Here is an 18,530-nt window from a genome sequence, read left to right on the forward strand (position 1 = left end):
CCGAAGTACAACACATTGAGGACATGTCTCACTCTGGCGCACCCGGGTCGGGGGACCCGGGAACGGCCCAGTGCTCGGCCGACGGACCGCTCGACCCGGGGCGTTCGGCGGTGGAAGCCGTCGAATGCGACTCCGCGCGGTTCGTGAACCTCTCGCACACCAGTGGGGGAGTACAGCCGACGTACCTCGTGTTGACCGACAGCGACGCCGACGCCACGCAGCTGTCGCTCACGGACGTGCTGTCGATGCCGGAGATACAGAACGCGGTCGCGTACTTCGGCGCGGACACCGAGAGCGTCCGCGTCCGCACGCAGTCCGGGCGCCGCGTCGCCCTCGAAGAACACGTCGAAGCGCTCGCCGAGCGCAGCCCGGACCCGGCCTTCGAGTTCGGCGGGCGGCGCTTCGAGCTGTCGGTCGTCCTCGGTTAAGCCGCCGCCTCGAACGCGTCCGCGAAGTCGCGGAGCTCGTCGCCCATCCGCTCGGCCGCCGACTGCAGCGCGTCGAGGGGGTCGGTGCCGTCCTCGGTCTTGATGGTGAGCACCGGCTCGGTCTGCCCGCCGGACTGCTCGGGGTTCATGTCGTACGAGGCCGCGGCGACGCCCTCGGTCTCGAGGAGCGAGCCCTTCAGCCCGTTCATGAACGTGTGGTCCTCCCCGGCAATCTCGATAGTGAGTTCCGCGTCTCCCTTCTCGATAACCCGCAGGTCCATGCGCGTAGGTTCGCTCGTGGCGCGTTTCAACGTTTCGAAGCGACGGCTCGCGGGCGGACTGTTTATGCCGCCGGGGCCAGCCACGTAGAGGTATGAACGTCTCGCCGGTGGTCGTCGTCGCCGCGACCACGCTGGCCCTCCTCGCGGTGACCGCCGCGGTGCCGCGGTTCCGTCGGTTCTCGTCGCTCGCGCGCGCCGCGCCCGTCGCCGTGCTCGTCGGTATCGCCGCCGCGGCGGCGCTGGGAACGCTCGACGCCTGGACGGCCGCCGCGTACGCGGCCGTCGTCACCTTCGTCGCGACCGGCATCGCCGTGCTGTCGGTCGGCGAAGGCCGTGCCGCCGTCCGCCGCGTTCGCGGTCGGCTCCTGTTCGGGATTCCGTGGGGGACGCTTCTGGTCGTCGCCGGCGTCGCCGCGTTCTACCTGGTCGTGCAGTTCGGCGCCGCGGGCTCGCCGCTGGTCGTGCCGTTCGTCTCGTGGTCGTACTTCTACCCGCTGGGCATCGTCACGTCGGCGTTCGCGCACGCCAGCCTCGGCCACGTCACGGGGAACCTCGTCGCGACCGTCGCGCTCGCGCCGCTGGCGGAGTACGCGTTCTCCCACTACCCGACCGAGCGCGGCCAGTCCTCGTTCGGGTCGCTTCGCACGAACCCCCACGTCCGCGCGCTCGTCGTCTTCCCGGGGGTCGTCCTCGCGGTCGGCCTGCTGACCGGCGTGTTCTCGTGGGGCGCGACCATCGGCTTCTCCGGCGTCGTCTACGCGTTCGCCGGCTTCGCGCTCGTGCGCTTCCCGCTGGCGACCGTGCTCGCGGTGTCGGTCCGCGAGGTGCTGTCGCTGCTGTGGACGGTCGTCCACGACCCCATCACGTACGCCTCCGCGTCGTCGTCGTTCTCGACGCCGTGGTGGGCGGGCGTCTCCGTGCAGGGCCACATGTTCGGGTTCCTCGTCGGCGCCGTGCTCGCCGCCGCGCTCGTCGTCCGCCGCGAGAACCGGCCGTCGGCGGCCCGCATCTGGTTCGGCGCGGTCGTGCTCGCGGCGTCGATGTCGCTGTGGGCGGTGTGGTGGTACGGCGCCGCCGACGAGTACGTGCTGTTCCGCGCGCTCGGCGTGCTGCTGGTCGCCGCGCTCGCCATCGTCCTCACCGCGGCCGTGCGCGCCGACGCGACCACGCTGGTCCGCGACGTGTCCACGCGGAAGGTCGCGTTCCTCGTGTTGCTGTTGCCCGTCGTGACGATGTCGATGGTCGCCGTGCCGGTGAACCTCACCACCGTCGCGGACGCCGACCTCCCCGGCGACCCCGTGGAGGTCCGCGGCTACGAGGTGACTTACGCCGAGGACGTCACCAACGAGCGCGTCGCGGGCGTGGACCTCCCGTACTTCTCGCAGGCGACGAACGTCACCGCCAGCGGCGTCATCGTCGCCAGCCCCGAGCGCGAGGTCTGGACCGAGGAGGTGAGCGCGAGCAGACTCGGCTTCTACGGCGACCAGTCAGTCACGGTCGGCGGCGTCGGCTGGAAGGAGTCCGTCGGCGTCCACCGCCGCGGCTGGGTGCCCGCGGGCGCCAGCGCCGTCTACAACGTCTACGTCACGCCGCCCGAGGGCGAGACGCGCCACGTCTACAGCTCCGGGAACGCCACGGCCGCGCCCGTCGTCGCCGGCCGACAGGTGCGCGTGACGTCGTCGAGCGGCGGCTTCGACCTCGACGTGTTGCGCAACGAGACAGTCGTGGACTCGACGGGGATTCCCGGTCGGAACGAGACCGCGGACGCGGGCGGCCTGACGTTCGTGCGGAACGGCAGCCGGGTGTTCGCCGAGTACGGGAACACCACCGTCAGCATCGCCAGCCCGGAGACCTACGAGTAGCCCGCCCACTCGATGCGGAAGACTTCGACGTCCAGCGCTTCGCGCTCGCTGGTGTGGAACTCGAACTGCCGTTCGACGTCGAACTCGGCGGCGAACGCGTGCGTGACTTCGCCGCCCTCGTCGGCGGCGAACGACTCCACGAACGACTTGCTGCCGGCGTTGTGCACGGAGTAGGAGACGCCCGCGACTTCGGCGGTCGCGGCGAGGAACGCGCGGTCGGCGTGCTCGCTGCCGCGCTGCGCGCCGAACGGCGGATTCATCACGACCGTATCTACCTCCGCCAGCGGCGGCCGCGTCGCGTCCCCGAGCAGCCAATCGACGCCGACCGGTGGTTCGACGCGCGGTTCGTTCTCGCGGGCGACAGCGAGCGCGGCCGGGTCGCGCTCGACCGCGAGGACGCGCTCGGGCTCGCGGGTGGCGGCGCCGAGCGCGAGCATCCCGGTGCCGGTGCCGAGGTCCGCGACGGTGCGGCCGGCGATGTCGCCGTGGAGGTCCGCGAGGTGGAGGAGGTGGGCGGCGAGGGCCGCGGGCGTCGGGTACTGTTCGAGCGCGGCGCTCGGGTCGCGGAACCCTTCGACCGCCGAGAGGCGCCGTTCGAGCGCGCGCTTCATGCCCGGGCCGAGGGCTCCGGGGGCGAAGAAAGCTCCGTCACGAAAGAGAGAACGTCAGTTCAGCGAGAGGCCGTCGACATCGACGACGAGACCGTCGCGGCGCGCGCGCTCGGCGACCGCGGAGAGCGCGGGGCGGACCTTCTCGGGGGCGGCGGCCTCCCGGACGTCGACGGTGAGGCGGTTCGCGCCGAGGAACGCGGCGTTCTCGACGAGCTCGCGGAGGCGGTCGGCCTCGCGCTGGGTGGCAAGCGAGCAGTCCTCGTCGAAGGCGGCGTCGGCGGCGACCTCGGCGGGGACGTAGCCCTCGTCGGCGAGGTCGTCGGCGAGCGCGCGGAGGTCCTCGCGGGACGCGTCTGCGATGGTGTCCGCGTCGACGGTGACGGGAGTGGAGTCGGTGGGGCGACAGCCCTCGGTGGGGCTGGTTCGGCGTGACGTGCTCATCTTGCTCACACATACATGGGGGAAATACAAAAAGCTTTGCTAATGTCCAGTAGTAATTTCTCGGCTGGGGGCGACCCCGTCGTTATTTGCTGAGACGGCCCGATGTGGGCCCATGGCCGCCGGGACGACCGCGACGGGCGGGTCGATACGCGTCCTCCACGTGGACGACGACGCGTTCGGCGACCTCGCCAGCACGTACCTCGAACGCGTCAACGCGCGCCTCGACGTCACGACGGTGACCAGCACGACGGACGCGCTCGACCGCCTCGCCGCGCGGGACTACGACTGCGTGGTCTCCGACTACGACATGCCCGAGCAGAACGGCATCGAGTTCCTCGAAGCCGTCCGCGAAGACAATCCCGACCTCCCGTTCGTCCTCTTCACCGGGAAGGGCAGCGAGGAGGTCGCCAGCGACGCGATTTCCGCCGGCGTCACCGACTACCTCCAGAAGGAGACCGGCACCGAGCAGTACGCGGTGCTCGCGAACCGCGTGGAGAACGCCGTCGAGAAACGCCGCTCGGAGCGCGCCCTCGACGAGCGGAACCGCCGCCTCGAAACACTCATCAGCAACCTCCCCGGGATGGTGTACCGGTGTCGGAACGAACCCGACTGGCCGATGGAGTACGTTGGCGGCGAGTGCGAGCAGCTCACGGGCTACGCGGCGGCCACGCTCGAAGCCGGCGACGTGGTCTGGGGCGAGGAAATCATCCACCCCGACGACCGCGAGGCGACGTGGGACGCGGTGCAGGACGCCCTCGACGCGGGCGAGCACTTCGAGGTCACGTACCGCATCCGGACGCGGTGTGGCAACCGCAAGCACGTCTGGGAGCGCGGCCGCGGCATCTACGACGCCGACGGCGACCTGCGGGGCATCGAGGGGTTCATCACGGACATCACCCAGCAGCGCGAGCGCCAGCACCGCCTCGAACGCAACACCGAGCGCCTCGAAGCCCTCTTCGAGAACTCCCCGGACATGGTGAACATCCACGACGCCGACGGCGTCATCGTCGACGCTAACGAGCGCATCTGCGAGGAACTCGGCTACGCGCACGACGAACTCGTCGGGAAGACCGTCTGGGACGTGGACGCGACGACCGACCGCGACTCGGTACTCCAGATGGAGTCCGCGATGGAGCGCGGCGACGTCCGCCGCTTCGAGGCCGAGTTCGAGCGCGCGGACGGCTCGACGTTCCCGGTCGAAGTCCACCTCGCGAAGCTGGCGGTCGCCGGCGAGCACCAGTTCCTCGCCATCAGCCGCGACGTCAGCGAGCGCGAGGCCCGCGAGGCCGAGCTCCGCCGGCTGAAACGCCAGTACGAGACCGTCTTCGAGAACGCGCAGGACGGCCTGTTCCTGCTGGAGGTCGTCGAGGACGGCGACGACGCCGAGTTCGTCTACCGCCAGCTCAACCCCGCCCACGAGGCGATGAGCGGGCTCTCCGCGGAAGACATAATCGGGAAGACCGGCCGGGAGGCCTTCGACGGCGGCCTCGGCGAGCAGACCACGTCGTACCACCGCGAGTGCTACGAGCGCCGCGAGCCCGTCCAGTTCGAGGAGGTCTTCGAGTTCCCCGCCGGCGACATCGTCGTCTCCGGCACCGTCTCGCCGGTCGTCGTCGACGGCGAGGTCACGCACCTCGTCGGCGTCACCCGGGACGTCACGGAGTTCAAGGAGCGCGAGCGCGCGCTCCGCCGCGAGCGCGACCGCTTAGAGGAGTTCGCGGACATCCTCAGCCACGACCTCCGTAACCCCCTGAACGTCGCGGAGGGGAACCTCGAACTCGTCCGCGAGCGCCGCGACAGCGACCGCCTCCAGACGGTCGCGGACGCCCACGATCGGATGCGCACGCTCATCGACGACGTCCTCGCGCTCGCGCGGCACGGCCGGACCGCGACCGACCTCGACGACGTGCGGCTGGACGCCGCCGCCGAACGCGCGTGGGCGACCGTGGAGACGGAGACGGCGACGCTCGTCGCGGACTCGGGGCTGACGGTGCGCGCCGACGAAGGCCGCCTCGCCCAGCTACTGGAGAACCTCTTCCGGAACTCGGTCGAACACGCCGCCGAGAACCCGCCGGAGGACTGCGTGACGGTCCGCGTCGGCGACCTCGCGGACGGGTCGGGGTTCTACGTCGAGGACGACGGCCGCGGCATCCCGGACGGCGACCGCGAGCGCGTCTTCGAGTACGCCTACTCGACGACCGACGACGGCACCGGGCTCGGCCTCAGCATCGTCGCGGAACTCGTCGACGCCCACGGCTGGAGCGTCGAAGTGACCGACGGCGAGGCGGGCGGCACGCGATTCGATATTACGGGCGTCGAAACCGCAGAATAGCGCTACCAGGTGCCGTGGAACGTGTCGAACGAGAGCTCGTCGAGGGGCTTGTTGCCCACCGCAATCTCGTACTCGCCGGGGGTCAGCATCGGCTTGTGGAACTGCGGGCCGTCGTCGGTCGTTATGCGCGGACAGCCCGTGTTCACGAACGCGTCCATGTCGAAGTTCCGGAGGCGGTCCGGCGTCACCTCGTCCATCGTGATGAGGTAGGCGTTGTCGTTGTTCTCCACGATCTCGTTGGCCTGGTCCCAGCGCCCCTGCCCGATTTTCGTGCAGAAGATGACGCCCCACTTCTCGGCGTCCATCGCCTTGTGGACGGTGGCGTAGCGCTGCTTGAGGAACTTCTCGGTGTCCGCGACTGAGACGGAGTTGTTCACGGGGTCGGCGATGACGACCTTCTTCTCGGGGTGCTCCATCGCGAGCCCGAGCGGGTGGAACTTCCCGCCGCCGACGTACAGCACCTGGTCGGCGTCGATGTCCGCGCTCGCGTAGTTACAGCCCAGCACCTGCCCCTCGTGAGTGAGGCGGTCGTCGCCTTTCCGCGTGTGGACCTCGAAGCCGCGCTCGGTCAGCCACTCTTTCATCTCCGGGAAGAGGTTCATGTGCTGGGCGGTCGTGACGAGCCCGACGTCCCCGACCTCCAGCTTCTCGAGGGACTGCTCCATGATGGGCTCGACGTCGACGTTCGAGAACAGCGGCACGTAGATGATCTTCTCGGACTCCTTCATCGGGGAGTGCCCGAAGTGGACGAAGACGTCCGTCCGCCGCATCATGTACGTGTCGAGGTCGCAGGCGCCGTAACACGGCTGCCCCGAAATCAGCACGCGCGTGTCGTCGGGGAGGAGCTTCCGGAGGTCGTCGGCGACCCCGGGTGCGCTGCGCTTCAGTCCCTCGGGGAACTGCAGGCCGACCTTCTCCGCGTCGCGCTCCTCGACCGCCTCCACGATGCGGTCGAGTTCGTAGTCCCACGTCCGGTCGTGTTTCAGGGAGAGTCCGGTGTTCCGGAGGTCTCCCGCCGAACGCGTCTCTTCGTGACTCATTACAGCGGCGTACGGAGTCACGCCGTTTAACGTCGGCGTTTCCCCCCGCTACCGCCACGACACCAGACGGAGCGAGACGCCCGAAAATCCTTGTTGTGGACTCTCATGGAGGAGTGTTGATGCCATCACTGTTTTATGTCGCACTTCGTTTGAGCCCGGGTATGTCAGGCAACGGCCTGGACAACACGGGCGAGAATCGAGACACTAGACACAGCTCTGCGAGCCGCCGAGCGTTCCTCGGTGCGGCCGGGACCGCCGGTGCGAGCGCGCTCGCGGGCTGCACAGGGATGCTCGGCGATAGCGGCGGACCGCAGACGCTCCGCGTTACAGTCTGGAGCGGCAACTACGTCGAGCGCTTCGAGGAAGCCATCCGTCCCATCTTCGAGTCCCGGTTCGACGCCGAGCTCGAGTTGGTCTCCGGGTGGAACTCGCTGCTCGCGAAGATCAAGTCAGCGCCCGCCGACGACCCGCCGTTCGACGTGACGGTCGCATGCGAACCCATCTACTACAACGGCCGGTCGCAGGACCTCTTCGAGGAGCTCCGGTACGAGGACCACATCCCGAACATCGACAACGTCATTCAGCACTACAAGGACATCCGTCCGTACTCCCACGGCGCCCCCGTCGACGGCGCGCCGCTGAGCATCCTCTACAACACGGACCTCGAGGAGCCCGTGGAGACCTGGAGTGACTTCACCAGCTTCGTCGTCCAGCAATCTAACGGCGTCGGCGTCGACTCCGGGTTCTGGATCTATCCGCTGCTGGCCGCCGGCGTCGGCACGGACGCCGCACCCGGCGCACAGGAACTCTACGAAGAACAGCACCACGACGCGCTCATGGACACCATCGAAGCGTGGCCCATCGAGGGGTGGGCGTCCTCCGGGACGGACGTCTGGCAGCAGTTCCAGAACGGCATCGTCGACGCCGCACAGTGGTACTTCGACCAGGTCTACTACGACATGGAGGACCACCCGAACGTCGAGTTCGCGATGCCCGAGCAGAACGCCGGCTGGATGAACAACTGGGCGGTCGTCCGCGGCACGGACAAGCGCCAGCTCGGCGAGGAGTTCATCAACATGCTCCTCGACCCCGAAGTTCAGAGCAAGTGGGCCGAAGACCACCCGCTGTTCTTCACCACGTCGGGGATGTCCTACCCCGACGACCTCGCGCAGTACCTCCCGACCACCGCCGAGGAGGCCGAGCAGTGGTCGATTCCGCAGTGGGAGGAAGTCGCGCCCTACTCCGAGCAGTTCTCGAACAAGTTCAAGCAGATGAAAAACCAGTAAGCCGATGGCTTCCGTCACACTCGCCGACCTGACCAAGGAGTACGGCGACCTGACTGCCGTGGACGGCCTCGACCTCGACGTAGACGACGGCGAGCTACTGTGCCTGCTCGGGCCGTCAGGCTGCGGGAAGTCCACGACCCTGCGGATGCTCGGCGGCCTCGAGACGCCGACCGACGGCGACGTCTACATCGGCGACGACCGCGTCACCGACGAGCCGCCGTACGAGCGGGACACCTCGATGGTGTTCCAGTCGTGGGCGCTGTTCCCGCACAAGAGCGTCATCGAGAACGTCGCGTTCGGCTTGAAGATGGACGGCGTCGGCGAGGCCGCACGCCGCGAGCGCGCCCGCGACGTCCTCGACGTCGTCGAGATGGGGGAGTTCGCGGACGCCGACCCCGAGGACCTCTCCGGCGGTCAGAAGCAGCGCGTCGCGCTCGCGCGGTCGCTGGCCATCGAACCGGACGTCCTCCTGCTCGACGAGCCGCTGTCGAACCTCGACAAGCGGCTGCGCGAGCAGATGCAGCTCGAGCTCCGCAACATCCACGACGAGGTCGAGACGACGTTCGTCCACGTTACCCACGACCAGAACGAGGCGTTCACGCTCGCGGACAGCATCGCCATCATGAACGACGGCGACGTCGAACAGGTCGGCGAGCCGCGGGAGGTCTACGACGACCCCGTGAGCCTGTTCGTCGAGGAGTTCCTCGGCGACACGAACCTCGTGGACGCGCGCGTCGAGTCCGAAATCGACGGCGGCGTCGTCGCAGCCACCGAATTCGACGAGTCCATCGAGGTACCGACGGCGGGCGGCGACGTCGCCGCCGGCGACCCGCTGACCATCTCGTTCCGACCGGAGGAACTCGACGTCTCCCGGGCCGCCGCCGACGGCGGGCAGTCCGCCGCGGTCGCGTCCGAGGACGTGACGACCTCCCTCGAGGGTACCATCACGGACGTCCTCTACCGCGGTTCGTCGGTCCGGTTCTACGTCGAAATCGGGGAGACGAGCGTCTTCTTCGAGCAGAGCGTCGGGGACCAGTCGGACTTCGAGGTCGGCGAACCGGTCGTCGTCTCGTGGGACCCCGCGGACTTGCTCGTCTTCTCGGCGGGTGAACGCGTCGGGCGAGGTGGGTCGTGATGGGGGCGCTGGCCGACGAGTCGATGTTCGCGTGGTTCGGCGAACGCATCAAGCGCAGGGACTCCACGTCGGTGTTCCTGCTCGCGCCGCTCGCGGCATTCGAGCTGGTGTTCTTCGTCGTGCCCTTCCTCATCCTCGTGCGGATGAGCTTCAACGCCCAGCCGGAGACGGGGTTCTACGAGACCGGGTGGACGCTCGCCGCGTACGGCGACATCCTCGCGTCGGACCTCTACCAGCAGATGATACTGTTCTCGTTCAAGCTCGGCGTCATCGCGACGGTCGTCGCGGTGGCGCTCGCGTTGTTCTACGCGTACGCCGCCTACCGCGCGGACGGCTTGACGAAGTCGATTCTGCTGTTCTCGATTATCCTCCCGCTGCTGACGACGCTGGTCGTGAAGACGTACGCGTGGCGGCCGCTGCTCGCGCCGAACGGCGTCCTCAACGACTTGCTGCTCTCGGCGGGACTCATCGGGAGCCGAATCCAGTTCGCGCCGTCGCTGTTCGGCACCGTCGTCGGCCAAGTGTACATCGTCTTCCCGTACGCCGTCCTCGCAATCTACAGCGTGCTGTCGACGCTGGACTGGGACGTCGTCGAAGCCGCACGGGACCTCGGCGCGTCCCGGCCGCGGTCGTTCGCCGAGGTCGTCCTCCCCGAGGTACTCCCCGGGGTCGCGGTCGCGACGGTCGTCTCGTTCGCGTGGAGCGTCGGCGCGTACGCGGCGCCCTCCCAGCTCGGGACGGGCTCGCAGACGACGTTCGCCATGGAAATCGGGAACCTCATGCTCACGAACTTCAACTGGCCGGTCGGCGCGGCGTTCGCCCTCCTGATGCTGGCCGCGATGCTCGCGTCGTCGCTCGCGGTGATTCGCCTGCTCACCGGCTCTATCGGGGGTGTCCAGGATGTCTGAGGCTGTCTCCCGCGAGCGGGTCGAGGACGTCCTGTTCCGCGCGGGCTACTGGCTCGTGCTCGCCGTGCTCATGCTCCCCATCGTCGTCGTCTTCGTGACGTCGTTCCAGCAGTCGTCGTACCTGACGTTCCCGCCGAGCGGCTTCACGCTCGAGTGGTACGCGACGTTCCTCGGAAGTGAGGAGTGGCTGAGCGCGGTTCGGGACAGCGTCCTCATCGGCGTCGGTTCGTCCCTGCTCGCCACCGTCCTCGGCGTCACCGGGTCGCTGGCCGTCCAGCGGTCGGACTCGTGGGCGTCCCGCGTCCTCCCGCCGATCGTCCTGCTGCCGCTGCTCATCCCGCCGGTCGTACTCGGGCTCACCCTCCTCATCTACTTCAACCGCATCGGGCTCACGAACAGCTACGTCAACATCGTCGTCGCGCACGCCCTCTGGGCGACGCCGCTCGTGTTCTTCATCATGCAGTCGGTGTTCGCGCGCTTCGACTGGAATCTCCGGGACGCCGGCATGGACCTCGGCGCGCGACCCGGCCGCGTCTTCTACCACGTCACCCTGCCGAACGTCCGCAGCGGCGTCGTCATCTCGACGGTCGTGGCGTTCATCGTCAGCCTCCAGGAGTTCATCATGGCGCTGTTCCTGAAGTCCTTCGAGGTCCAGACCGTCCCCGTGCTCGCGTGGACCTCCCTCCAGTCCTCGCTCACGCCGATGGTCAGCGTCGTCTCCGCGTTCCTCGTGCTCGCGTCCATCGTCGGCGTGTTGCTCTCGGCGGCCGTGATGAACCTCGAGTGGCTGGCCGAACAGCTGTAGCCGCCCCCGCTTCCGGCAGCTTCAAACCGCCCGAACCCGAACCCCGAGACATGAGCGTCGACTCCGACTCCGCGGCCACGACCGGCACCGCGAACGCCGACGACATCGCGCGCCAGCTCGGCGAAGCCATCGAGCAGTCCCCCGAGTACCAGCGCTACGAGGAGACGAAGGCCGCCGTCGAGGAAAGCGAGGAAGTACAGGAGCGCATCAGCGAGTTCGAGGACCTCCGCCAGGAGTTCATGCTCGCGCGTCAGACCGGCGACGCCACCCAGGAGGACGCCAAGAAGGTCGAGGACGCCCAGAAGCGCCTCCACGACCACCCGGTGATGGCCGAGCACCTCGACGCGCAGGACGAACTGGAAGCCAAGTTCGAGTTCCTCAACGACCTCATCTCGGAGCCGCTGGACGTCGACTTCGTCGGCGAGTCCGGCGCGTGCTGTCAGGACTGACTGTTTCTGCGACCGAACCCCGAACGCTTAGGGGGCGACGCGAGTGACTCGCCAGTATGGTCCACTCCGATTGGGGCGACTGGCTGCCGACGGCAATCGAGGCGGCGAACCCCGACGGCGTCGCGGTCTGGTATCTGGGTTGCAACGGCTTCGTGCTGAAGGGCGAGGACGGGACGACGCTGTTCATCGACCCCTACCTCGGGACGGGTGACCCGCCGCGCACGATTCGGATGATTCCGGTGCCGTTCGACCCGCGGGACGTCACCGAGGCCGACGCCGTGCTCGCCACCCACGAGCACGTCGACCACGTCCACGGCCCGAGTCAGGCGCCGATTCTCGCGGAGACGGGCGCGCAGTTCTACGCGCCCGACGACTCCGTGGCGGTCGCGCGCGGCGAGGAGGCGTGGGACGACAACTACGCCGTGGACACCGCCCAGTACAACGAAATCGAGGAAGGGGACAGCTTCGAGGTCGGCGAGTTCACGGTCCACGTCGAACCCGCCCACGACCCCGACGCCACCCATCCCGTCTCGTACGTCGTCGAGCACGACGCTGGCACGATTTTCCACGGCGGCGACACCAAGCCCAGCGACGAGTTCGCGCGCGTCGGCAGCGAATACGACATCGACCTCGGTATCATGGCGTTCGGCACGGTCGGCAACGTCCCGGACAAGGAGACCCGGGAGCCGAAGCGCACGCGCTGGTACAACGACGAGAACCAGATTGTGGAGGCCGCCAGCGACCTGCAGGTCGACCGCCTGCTGCCCTCCCACTGGGACATGTGGAAGGGCCTGACGGCGGACCCGAAAGTCCTCCACCACCACGCCAAGAGCTTCACGCACCCGCGCCGGCTGGAGGTCGTGGAAATCGGCGACCGCGTGGACGTGACAGGCGAGTAACTGGCGCCGAGAGTCGGCGGGTAATTTAAGTCCTCGTCCGCGTACGTGGTGGTATGCACGACCAACCCGCCGGTGGTTCCGATGAGTGACGAGACCGTCGTCGAGACCGACGGCGTCACCGTCAGCAAGTTCTTCAACGCCGAGGACTTCCCCGTCCCCGCGGTCGCCTTCGACGTCGACTCCTCCCGCGACGACGCGGTCACGCTCCGCATCGTCGACGAGATTCCCGACGAGTTCGGCATCGACCAGATCGGGTTCCACCCCGAGTACGGGAGCGAGCACTGGACGGCCAGCGGCGACGGCGTCGTCCGCTTCGAGCGCGAAATCGAGCCCGGCGAGTCGTTCACCACGGTGTACGGCGTGCGAATGGAGGAGGGGCAGGACGAGACGCCGTTCCTCTCCGCGCCGACCATCGAACTGGACGGCGAGGACATCGACGAGGTCGTCCCGCCGGAGTCAACGTCGGTCGTCCGCGAGCTCGCGGGCGGCGAGCGCGAGACGGTCCCCGGGCTCGAAGACGACGACGCCGAGGAAGCCGGGCTGGAAGCCGACATCGAGGGCAGCATCGAGTCCCTCGAAGAGGAAGACGCCGAAATCCTCGAAGGCGACGTCGACCTCGGCGGCGACGAGGACGAAGACCTCGACGCCGAGCCCGACGAGGAGGAGTCCGTCGAGGCCGACGAGTCGTTCGAGGCGGAGCCGCCGACCGAGCCGGAGGCCGAGGGGTACGGCGCCGACCAGCCCGAGCCGCCCGCCGGTGACGAGGAAGTCGAGGAGCCCGAGGCCGAAGGCTTCGGCGAGGAGGAAACCGAGGACGCGGCAGCGGCGGAAGCCGAGCCCGCGCCCGAGTCGGTCGGCTTCGACGCCGGCGACCTCGTCGGCACGCTCGCGGAGGCCATCCGCAACGACGAGGTCAGCGACGACGACCTCGCGACCCTGCAGGACGCCTTCGGCGGCGTCCCCAACAGCACGCAGGTCGAAATCGAGCACCTCCAGAGCCGCGTCTCCGAGCTTGAGGCGTACACGGACGCCCTAGAGGAGTTCCTCGACGAGGAGGGCACGGCCCAGCAGCTCGTCAGCGACGTCGAGGACGAGGTGTCTTCGCTGTCCGCGGCGCTGGACGACCTCGACGACGAGCTCGGTGAGGTCGAAGCGAGCGTCGAGGACGCCGCGGGCGACCGCGAGCAGCTCCGCGATCGCGTCGCGGACGTCGAAGCGGAGGTCGAGGCCGTCGACGACCTCCACGAGGACGTTCAGCGCCTCCGCGGGGACGTCGATGCCATCGACGAGCGCCTCGAGGACACCGAGGACGCCGTCATGGACGTCGAGGAGCTGGAGGACGACCTCGAGGACGTCGCGGAGGACCTCGACGACGTCGAGGCGCACGTCGAGGAAATCGAGGAGTGGCGCGACCAGCTCTCGGACGTCTTCGGCACGTAACGCCACCAGCCGCCCCAGCCCGGGGAATCACAACCGTTTTCGGCGCTCGCCGGCTTTCTTCTCGTAATGACTGCGCCGGTGCGCGTCGCCGTTCCGCGGAAGGGACGGCCCCTGGAAGCCGTACTCGACAGATTCGCCGCTCGCGCCGACGCGACTTCGGTCGCCGACGACGTCGTCTCGACGCTGCGCTACGAGAAGGCCGTCACGAAAGACGAGCAGACGGCCGACCGCGGCGTCTACGACCGCCTCGCCGCGTACAGCGAGCCCGCCGAGCCCCGCGAGCCGGACTTCACGCTGCTGCGGGACGCCCGCGCGGGCAAGCCCCGGCGCGTCGTCTTCGACTCGCTGACCCTCGACGTCGAGGGGACGCCCGTCCAGCTGGTGGGCCGCGAGGAGCCGTTCCGCGCGCTCCGCACCCACGAGTTCGCGCTCGGGTTCGACAGCGCCGACCTCGTCCTCGAAGAGGTCGTCCAGCTGGAGCCCGAGCCGCTCTCGACCATCGCGGACCTCAACGACCGCATCGACCCCCACGACACGGACGTCCGCGTCGTCTCGGGGCTCGGCGACACCGTCTACCACACGCTGCTGGCGACGCCCGCGGCCATGCAGTCCGTCGGCGCCGAGGAGCTGGACCGCGCGTTCCTCGCGGCCTACGAGGGCGACGTCTGCATCAGCCCGCGCTACGAACGCCTCGTCCGCGCCGTCCTCGGCACGGACGCCACGGAGGGCGTGGAGTTCGTCTACCCCGACGCGGGCCGCGAGGAGGAGGCCGCCATCGCGGACGTCGGCGTCGGCGTCTACCTCACGGTCACGGGCTCGACGGCCCGCGAGCACGGCCTCGAAGTCGGCGAGCGGCTGTTCCCCAGCGAGACGGTGCTGATGGAGAACCAGTCCGAGGCCGGCGGCGAGGACGTGCAGGCGGTCAAGCGCGCACTCGCCGCGGACGCCGACGAGACCGCGATTCCCCCGCAGTAACCGCGACTGCTCAGTTCTCGCTGTCGGCCGCGTAGTCCGCGAGATCGCCGCGTTCGAGTTCGGTCGCCGCCTCGCGGCGCGTCTCGAAGGCCTCGATTGCCCACTCGCGGACGCGCTCGTCGGTCGTCTCCACGAGCGCGACCGGCGCGCCCTCCTCGGATTCGACCCCGAAGAAGACGACGTCCTCGGTGATGCCGACGGGGAACGGGATGTCGCCGTCGTAGGCGTAGACGTCGACGCTGTCGGCGTCGAGGAGCCCGGCGACCTGCTCGCGGCGCTCCGGGTCGCTGGCCAGCCACGCGAGGAGGTCCGTCGAGCACACCGACGCGAAGTGGTGGTCGCCGTGTTCGGCGGCTTCCTCGTGGGCGTCGAGCGCGCCCGGGCTGCGGCCGGACGCCAGCGACCGCACGCGCGTGGCGCCGCGCTTCAGTTCGACCACGCGCTGCATCGGCGCGGTCGGGTCCGCGCTCGTCGGCGTGGTGACGTCGGCGTCCGCGAGCCGCGACAGCTCGAAGCCGAGTTCGTCGGTGGGAATCTTCTCGAGGACGTCCCGAATCTCCCACGCCGCGGCCGCGGTGTCCAGCAGGGACGCGAACTCGCCGGCGAGCAGGTCGCCGTACGTCGTCGCGCGGTACTCGCCGCCGTCGCGCTCGACGAGGCCGTGGCTCTCCAGGTCGCGGAGCGCGCGGTCGACCGTCGAGCGGGAGACGTCGGTCGCGGCGACCAGCGCGCGCTTATCCCGCGGGCGCTCGCGGACGGCGTCGAGAAACTCGTAGCGCTCCTGTAGGGTTTCGACGGCCGCCTCGGCGAGGCCGCTGCCAGTCTGTCGGTTCATGGGTCCTCGCGCGCACTGCACCTTCAATAAAGTTAGTACTACTGACACTATCTCTGCTGGCGGGGAAACGATTATGTAGTGTGAGGCAGCCCGTGAGCGGCTGGTTCGATGGGTGACCTGAACTACCCGCGGCGGGACGAGTCGAACGCGGCCGCGGGCCGAGCCGGTCGAGTCCGGAATCTACGGGGGTCGGACCCGACAGTGCGGGACGCGTACCGACACCCGAGGCCGCGACGCCGCCCACGGGCGCCCGAGAGCCGCCCTGTCGGTCCTCGTCGGGAGTGGAGGAGCCCGAACATAGCCCGAGACGGAGTGCCGACGGCGCGGGGACTCGTCCACAGTATTTTGCCGGTCACCGTCGAACGCCGCACACGAATGCCCGGCGACCGCTCCGTGGACCCGCGCGCGCCCTTCCGGCAGCTGCTGTCGATGGAGCGGGACGTGCTCGTGCTCTCCGCGGCGATGTTCGCGTTCAGCCTCGGCTTCCAGATGACCAGCCGGTACGTGCCGCGCTACATGAGCGTGCTCGGCGCGGGCGCCGGTGTCATCGGGCTCTACGGCAGCCTCGGCAACCTCGTCAGCGCCGTCTACCCGTACCCGGGCGGCGCGGTCTCCGACCGCCTCGGCTCGCGGCGGGCGCTCACGGCGTTCGGCCTCGTCTCCGCGCTCGGGTTCCTGTTCTGGCTGCTCGCGCCGCGGCTCGACGTCCTCCGCGTCGGCCCGCTCGCGGTGCCGCCGTGGGCGTGGATTTTCGTCGGCCTGTTCCTCACGCAGGCGTGGAAGTCCTTCGGCCTCGGCGCGACGTTCGCGGTCGTCAAACAGAGCGTCCCGAGCGACGAGCTCGCCGCCGGCTTCGCCAGCACGGAGACGTTCCGCCGCGTCGGCTTCCTCGTCGGCCCGCTGCTCGCGTCGGTGCTCATCGCGTCCGCCGGCGACTTCACGCTCGGCTTCCAGTGGGTGCTGGCCGCGGCTGTCGCGTTCGCCGTCGCCGGCACCGCAGTCCAGCACGTCTACTACGACCCCGCGGGCGACAGCATCGGCGACGAGTTCGAGGGCGTCCGGCAGGTCCTCGACGACCTCCGCGGGCTCCCCGCGGAACTCCGGCCGCTGCTCGTCGCGGACGTGCTCGTGCGGTTCGCCAACGGGATGGCGTACGTGTTCTTCGTCATCGTCGTCACGGAGTTCCTCGGCGTCGGCTTCACGGGCTTCGGCGTCTCCCTGAGCCCGGACGCGTTCTTCGGCGTGCTGCTCGCCGTCGAGATGCTGGTCGCCCTGCTGTCGATGCTGCCGGTCTCCCGGCTGGCCGAGCGCGTCGGCCTCAAGCCCGTCATCGCGGTCGGGTTCGCGGTCTACGCGGCGTTCCCCGTCCTGCTCGTCAACGCGCCCGCCGACCAGTGGGCGCTCGTCGCGCTGTTCGCGTTCTCCGGGCTGCGGTTCGCGGGTCTCCCCGCGCACAAGGCGATGATTGTCGGGCCGGCGGAGAAAGAGGCGGGCGGCCGCGTCACCGGGACGTACTACCTCGTGCGGAACGCGGTCGGCATCCCGAGTACGGCCGTCGGCGGCGCAATCTATGCGTTCTCGCCGACGCTGTCGTTCACGCTCGCGACCGTCGTCGGCCTGCTCGGCACGGGCTACTACCTCGCGTTCGGCCGCGAGTTCGCCGCGTACGCCTAGAGCGTCAGCGTCACCGACTCGGTGTCGAGGAACGCGGTCTCGTAGCCCTCGTGGCGGCCCACTTGCGGCGGCTGGCGCACCGACAGCGTGAGCTCGTCCCCCGATTCGACGCTCGGCACCGCGGCGCTGAGGTGGAGGCCGAGGTCCGGGCTGAGCGTGCGCGACAGCGTGTCGTCGTACAGCGTCTCGCCGTCCCGAACCAGTGTCGCGTCCAGCGCCATCGAGGAGAGCTCGTAGCCGTTGTACCGGGTGCGCGCCGACACCGCGAGGTACGCCTGCTCGGGCTCGCCGACGCGCTCGGCGGACGCGAGGTCGGTCACGACGTAGTAGGCGTCGTCGATGGCCGCGGTGCCCCGGACGGTCCCTGGGAGGTCGTCGGGCGCGGGCGCAATCGACTTCGGGTAGCTGGTGTCTCGGGGCGCGAGTGCGCCCGGCTCGCCGGCTTCCTCGATTGGCGTGGCGCCGACTCGGGCGCGCGTCTCCTCCGTGAACTCCACGGTCATCTCGGCACTCTCGACGCTCTCGAAGCGCCCCTCGAAGGCGCCGGTCTTGCGCCCGGCGACGGCGCCGATGGAGACGGTCGCGTCGTACGTGCCGTCGCCGTCGAGCGCGAAGTTGTCGCCGTAGTGCGAGCCCATCGGCTGAGAGAGCATCGGGTACAGCACTTCCTGCTGGAGGAACTCGCCGCGTTCCAGCTCCACGGAGACGGCCGCGGCCGGCACCACGGTGTCGGTCTCGTCGTCCCAGACGACCGCCATCAGGTGGATGTCGTCCTCGGCGGTCTTCTCGGTCTTCGAGACGTCACGGTTGACCAGCGTCCAGAACGTGTGCGGCACCGTGAACAGCAGGGCGACCGTGTAGTCGCCGACGGTCGTCGTCCCCTGCATCGCCATCTGCTCCTCGAAGGACTGGACGTAGACCCCGTCGGGCTTCTCGGCGGTCGTCGCTGCGGTGGTCGTCGCGGGCGGTTCTGTCGTGGCGTCGTCGGTGGTGTCGCTCACGCAGCCGGCGAGGAGGGCGGAGGAGGCGAGCGACCCGAGCGCGAGGAACCGTCGGCGGCGCATACCGCAGCCCGCGTTCGGCTGGACAATAGGCTTCCCGGTGTCCAGAAGCGTTAACCTCGCGTCCC

18 protein-coding genes are annotated in these 18,530 nt (G+C 69.2%); 12 read left to right on the forward strand and 6 right to left on the reverse strand.

What is annotated here, in order from left to right; all coding sequences use genetic code 11:
• Window positions 1–23: 23 nt before the first annotated feature.
• Window positions 24–428 carry a hypothetical protein gene (locus HHUB_RS05035; protein ID WP_143416413.1) on the forward strand — a complete coding sequence of 135 codons (405 nt, stop codon included), beginning with the start codon at window positions 24–26 and terminating at the stop codon, window positions 426–428.
• Here the strand turns inward: HHUB_RS05035 and HHUB_RS05040 are convergent.
• Window positions 425–709 (reverse strand): DNA-directed RNA polymerase subunit L, encoded by a 285-nt coding sequence (locus tag HHUB_RS05040; RefSeq protein ID WP_059056500.1) that lies wholly within the window; start codon window positions 707–709, stop codon window positions 425–427. The genes HHUB_RS05035 and HHUB_RS05040 overlap by 4 nt on opposite strands.
• A gap of 92 nt (window positions 710–801) precedes the next feature.
• Between HHUB_RS05040 and HHUB_RS05045 the strand changes: the two genes are divergently transcribed.
• Complete coding sequence (locus HHUB_RS05045) at window positions 802–2,571, forward strand: rhomboid family intramembrane serine protease (RefSeq protein ID WP_059056501.1); 1,770 nt, start codon at window positions 802–804, stop codon at window positions 2,569–2,571.
• On the opposite strand, the gene HHUB_RS05050 is transcribed toward HHUB_RS05045, so the two are convergent.
• Together HHUB_RS05050 and HHUB_RS05055 are read right to left on the reverse strand one after the other, a co-directional pair.
• Window positions 2,562–3,182: an METTL5 family protein gene (locus HHUB_RS05050; RefSeq protein WP_059056502.1), complete on the reverse strand. Its 621-nt coding sequence runs from the start codon at window positions 3,180–3,182 to the stop codon at window positions 2,562–2,564. The two genes, HHUB_RS05045 and HHUB_RS05050, sit on opposite strands and share 10 nt — an antisense overlap.
• 54 nt (window positions 3,183–3,236) lie before the next feature.
• Entirely contained in the window at window positions 3,237–3,623 is a 387-nt protein-coding gene (locus tag HHUB_RS05055) for a hypothetical protein (RefSeq protein ID WP_059056503.1), read from the reverse strand.
• Between the two features lie 112 nt (window positions 3,624–3,735).
• Here HHUB_RS05055 and HHUB_RS05060 point away from each other — a divergent pair, with 112 nt between their 5' ends.
• Entirely contained in the window at window positions 3,736–5,955 is a 2,220-nt protein-coding gene (locus HHUB_RS05060) for a PAS domain S-box protein (protein WP_059056504.1), read from the forward strand.
• 2 nt (window positions 5,956–5,957) lie between these two features.
• Here HHUB_RS05060 and dph2 read toward each other — a convergent pair whose 3' ends face one another.
• A complete protein-coding gene (dph2, locus tag HHUB_RS05065) occupies window positions 5,958–6,995 on the reverse strand; it encodes a diphthamide biosynthesis enzyme Dph2 (protein WP_059056505.1) in 1,038 nt (345 codons plus the stop codon).
• A gap of 161 nt (window positions 6,996–7,156) precedes the next feature.
• Here dph2 and HHUB_RS05070 point away from each other — a divergent pair, with 161 nt between their 5' ends.
• The 8 genes from HHUB_RS05070 to HHUB_RS05105 all read left to right on the forward strand — a co-directional run bounded on the left by HHUB_RS05070 (window position 7,157) and on the right by HHUB_RS05105 (window position 14,892).
• The gene (locus HHUB_RS05070) at window positions 7,157–8,281 is read left to right on the forward strand and encodes an ABC transporter substrate-binding protein (protein ID WP_059056506.1); all 1,125 of its coding nucleotides are present in this window, start codon (window positions 7,157–7,159) and stop codon (window positions 8,279–8,281) included.
• Between the two features lie 4 nt (window positions 8,282–8,285).
• Window positions 8,286–9,416: an ABC transporter ATP-binding protein gene (locus tag HHUB_RS05075; RefSeq protein WP_059056507.1), complete on the forward strand. Its 1,131-nt coding sequence runs from the start codon at window positions 8,286–8,288 to the stop codon at window positions 9,414–9,416.
• Entirely contained in the window at window positions 9,416–10,324 is a 909-nt protein-coding gene (locus tag HHUB_RS05080) for an ABC transporter permease (protein ID WP_082687176.1), read from the forward strand. The genes HHUB_RS05075 and HHUB_RS05080 overlap by 1 nt, the downstream gene beginning before the upstream one ends.
• Complete coding sequence (locus tag HHUB_RS05085; RefSeq protein ID WP_059056508.1) at window positions 10,317–11,129, forward strand: ABC transporter permease; 813 nt, start codon at window positions 10,317–10,319, stop codon at window positions 11,127–11,129. The genes HHUB_RS05080 and HHUB_RS05085 overlap by 8 nt, the downstream gene beginning before the upstream one ends.
• Window positions 11,130–11,179: 50 nt before the next feature.
• Window positions 11,180–11,578 (forward strand): YlbF family regulator, encoded by a 399-nt coding sequence (locus HHUB_RS05090; RefSeq protein ID WP_059056509.1) that lies wholly within the window; start codon window positions 11,180–11,182, stop codon window positions 11,576–11,578.
• 56 nt (window positions 11,579–11,634) lie between these two features.
• Window positions 11,635–12,477 carry an MBL fold metallo-hydrolase gene (locus HHUB_RS05095; protein ID WP_059056510.1) on the forward strand — a complete coding sequence of 281 codons (843 nt, stop codon included), beginning with the start codon at window positions 11,635–11,637 and terminating at the stop codon, window positions 12,475–12,477.
• 81 nt (window positions 12,478–12,558) lie between these two features.
• The gene (locus tag HHUB_RS05100) at window positions 12,559–13,917 is read left to right on the forward strand and encodes a hypothetical protein (protein ID WP_059056511.1); all 1,359 of its coding nucleotides are present in this window, start codon (window positions 12,559–12,561) and stop codon (window positions 13,915–13,917) included.
• A gap of 66 nt (window positions 13,918–13,983) precedes the next feature.
• Window positions 13,984–14,892, forward strand: a complete 909-nt coding sequence (locus HHUB_RS05105) for a hypothetical protein (RefSeq protein WP_059056512.1) — start codon at window positions 13,984–13,986, stop codon at window positions 14,890–14,892.
• Window positions 14,893–14,902: 10 nt separating this feature from the next.
• Here HHUB_RS05105 and HHUB_RS05110 read toward each other — a convergent pair whose 3' ends face one another.
• The gene (locus tag HHUB_RS05110) at window positions 14,903–15,727 is read right to left on the reverse strand and encodes a helix-turn-helix transcriptional regulator (protein ID WP_059056513.1); all 825 of its coding nucleotides are present in this window, start codon (window positions 15,725–15,727) and stop codon (window positions 14,903–14,905) included.
• A 108-nt stretch (window positions 15,728–15,835) separates the two neighbouring features.
• Here HHUB_RS05110 and HHUB_RS05115 point away from each other — a divergent pair, with 108 nt between their 5' ends.
• A complete protein-coding gene (locus HHUB_RS05115; protein ID WP_143416414.1) occupies window positions 15,836–17,401 on the forward strand; it encodes an MFS transporter in 1,566 nt (521 codons plus the stop codon).
• Here HHUB_RS05115 and HHUB_RS05120 read toward each other — a convergent pair.
• Entirely contained in the window at window positions 17,398–18,465 is a 1,068-nt protein-coding gene (locus tag HHUB_RS05120; RefSeq protein ID WP_059056515.1) for an iron transporter, read from the reverse strand. The genes HHUB_RS05115 and HHUB_RS05120 overlap by 4 nt on opposite strands.
• Between the last annotated feature and the right edge of the window lie 65 nt (window positions 18,466–18,530).

It is taken from the genome of Halobacterium hubeiense (assembly GCF_001488575.1).
Lineage (GTDB): Archaea > Halobacteriota > Halobacteria > Halobacteriales > Halobacteriaceae > Halobacterium > Halobacterium hubeiense.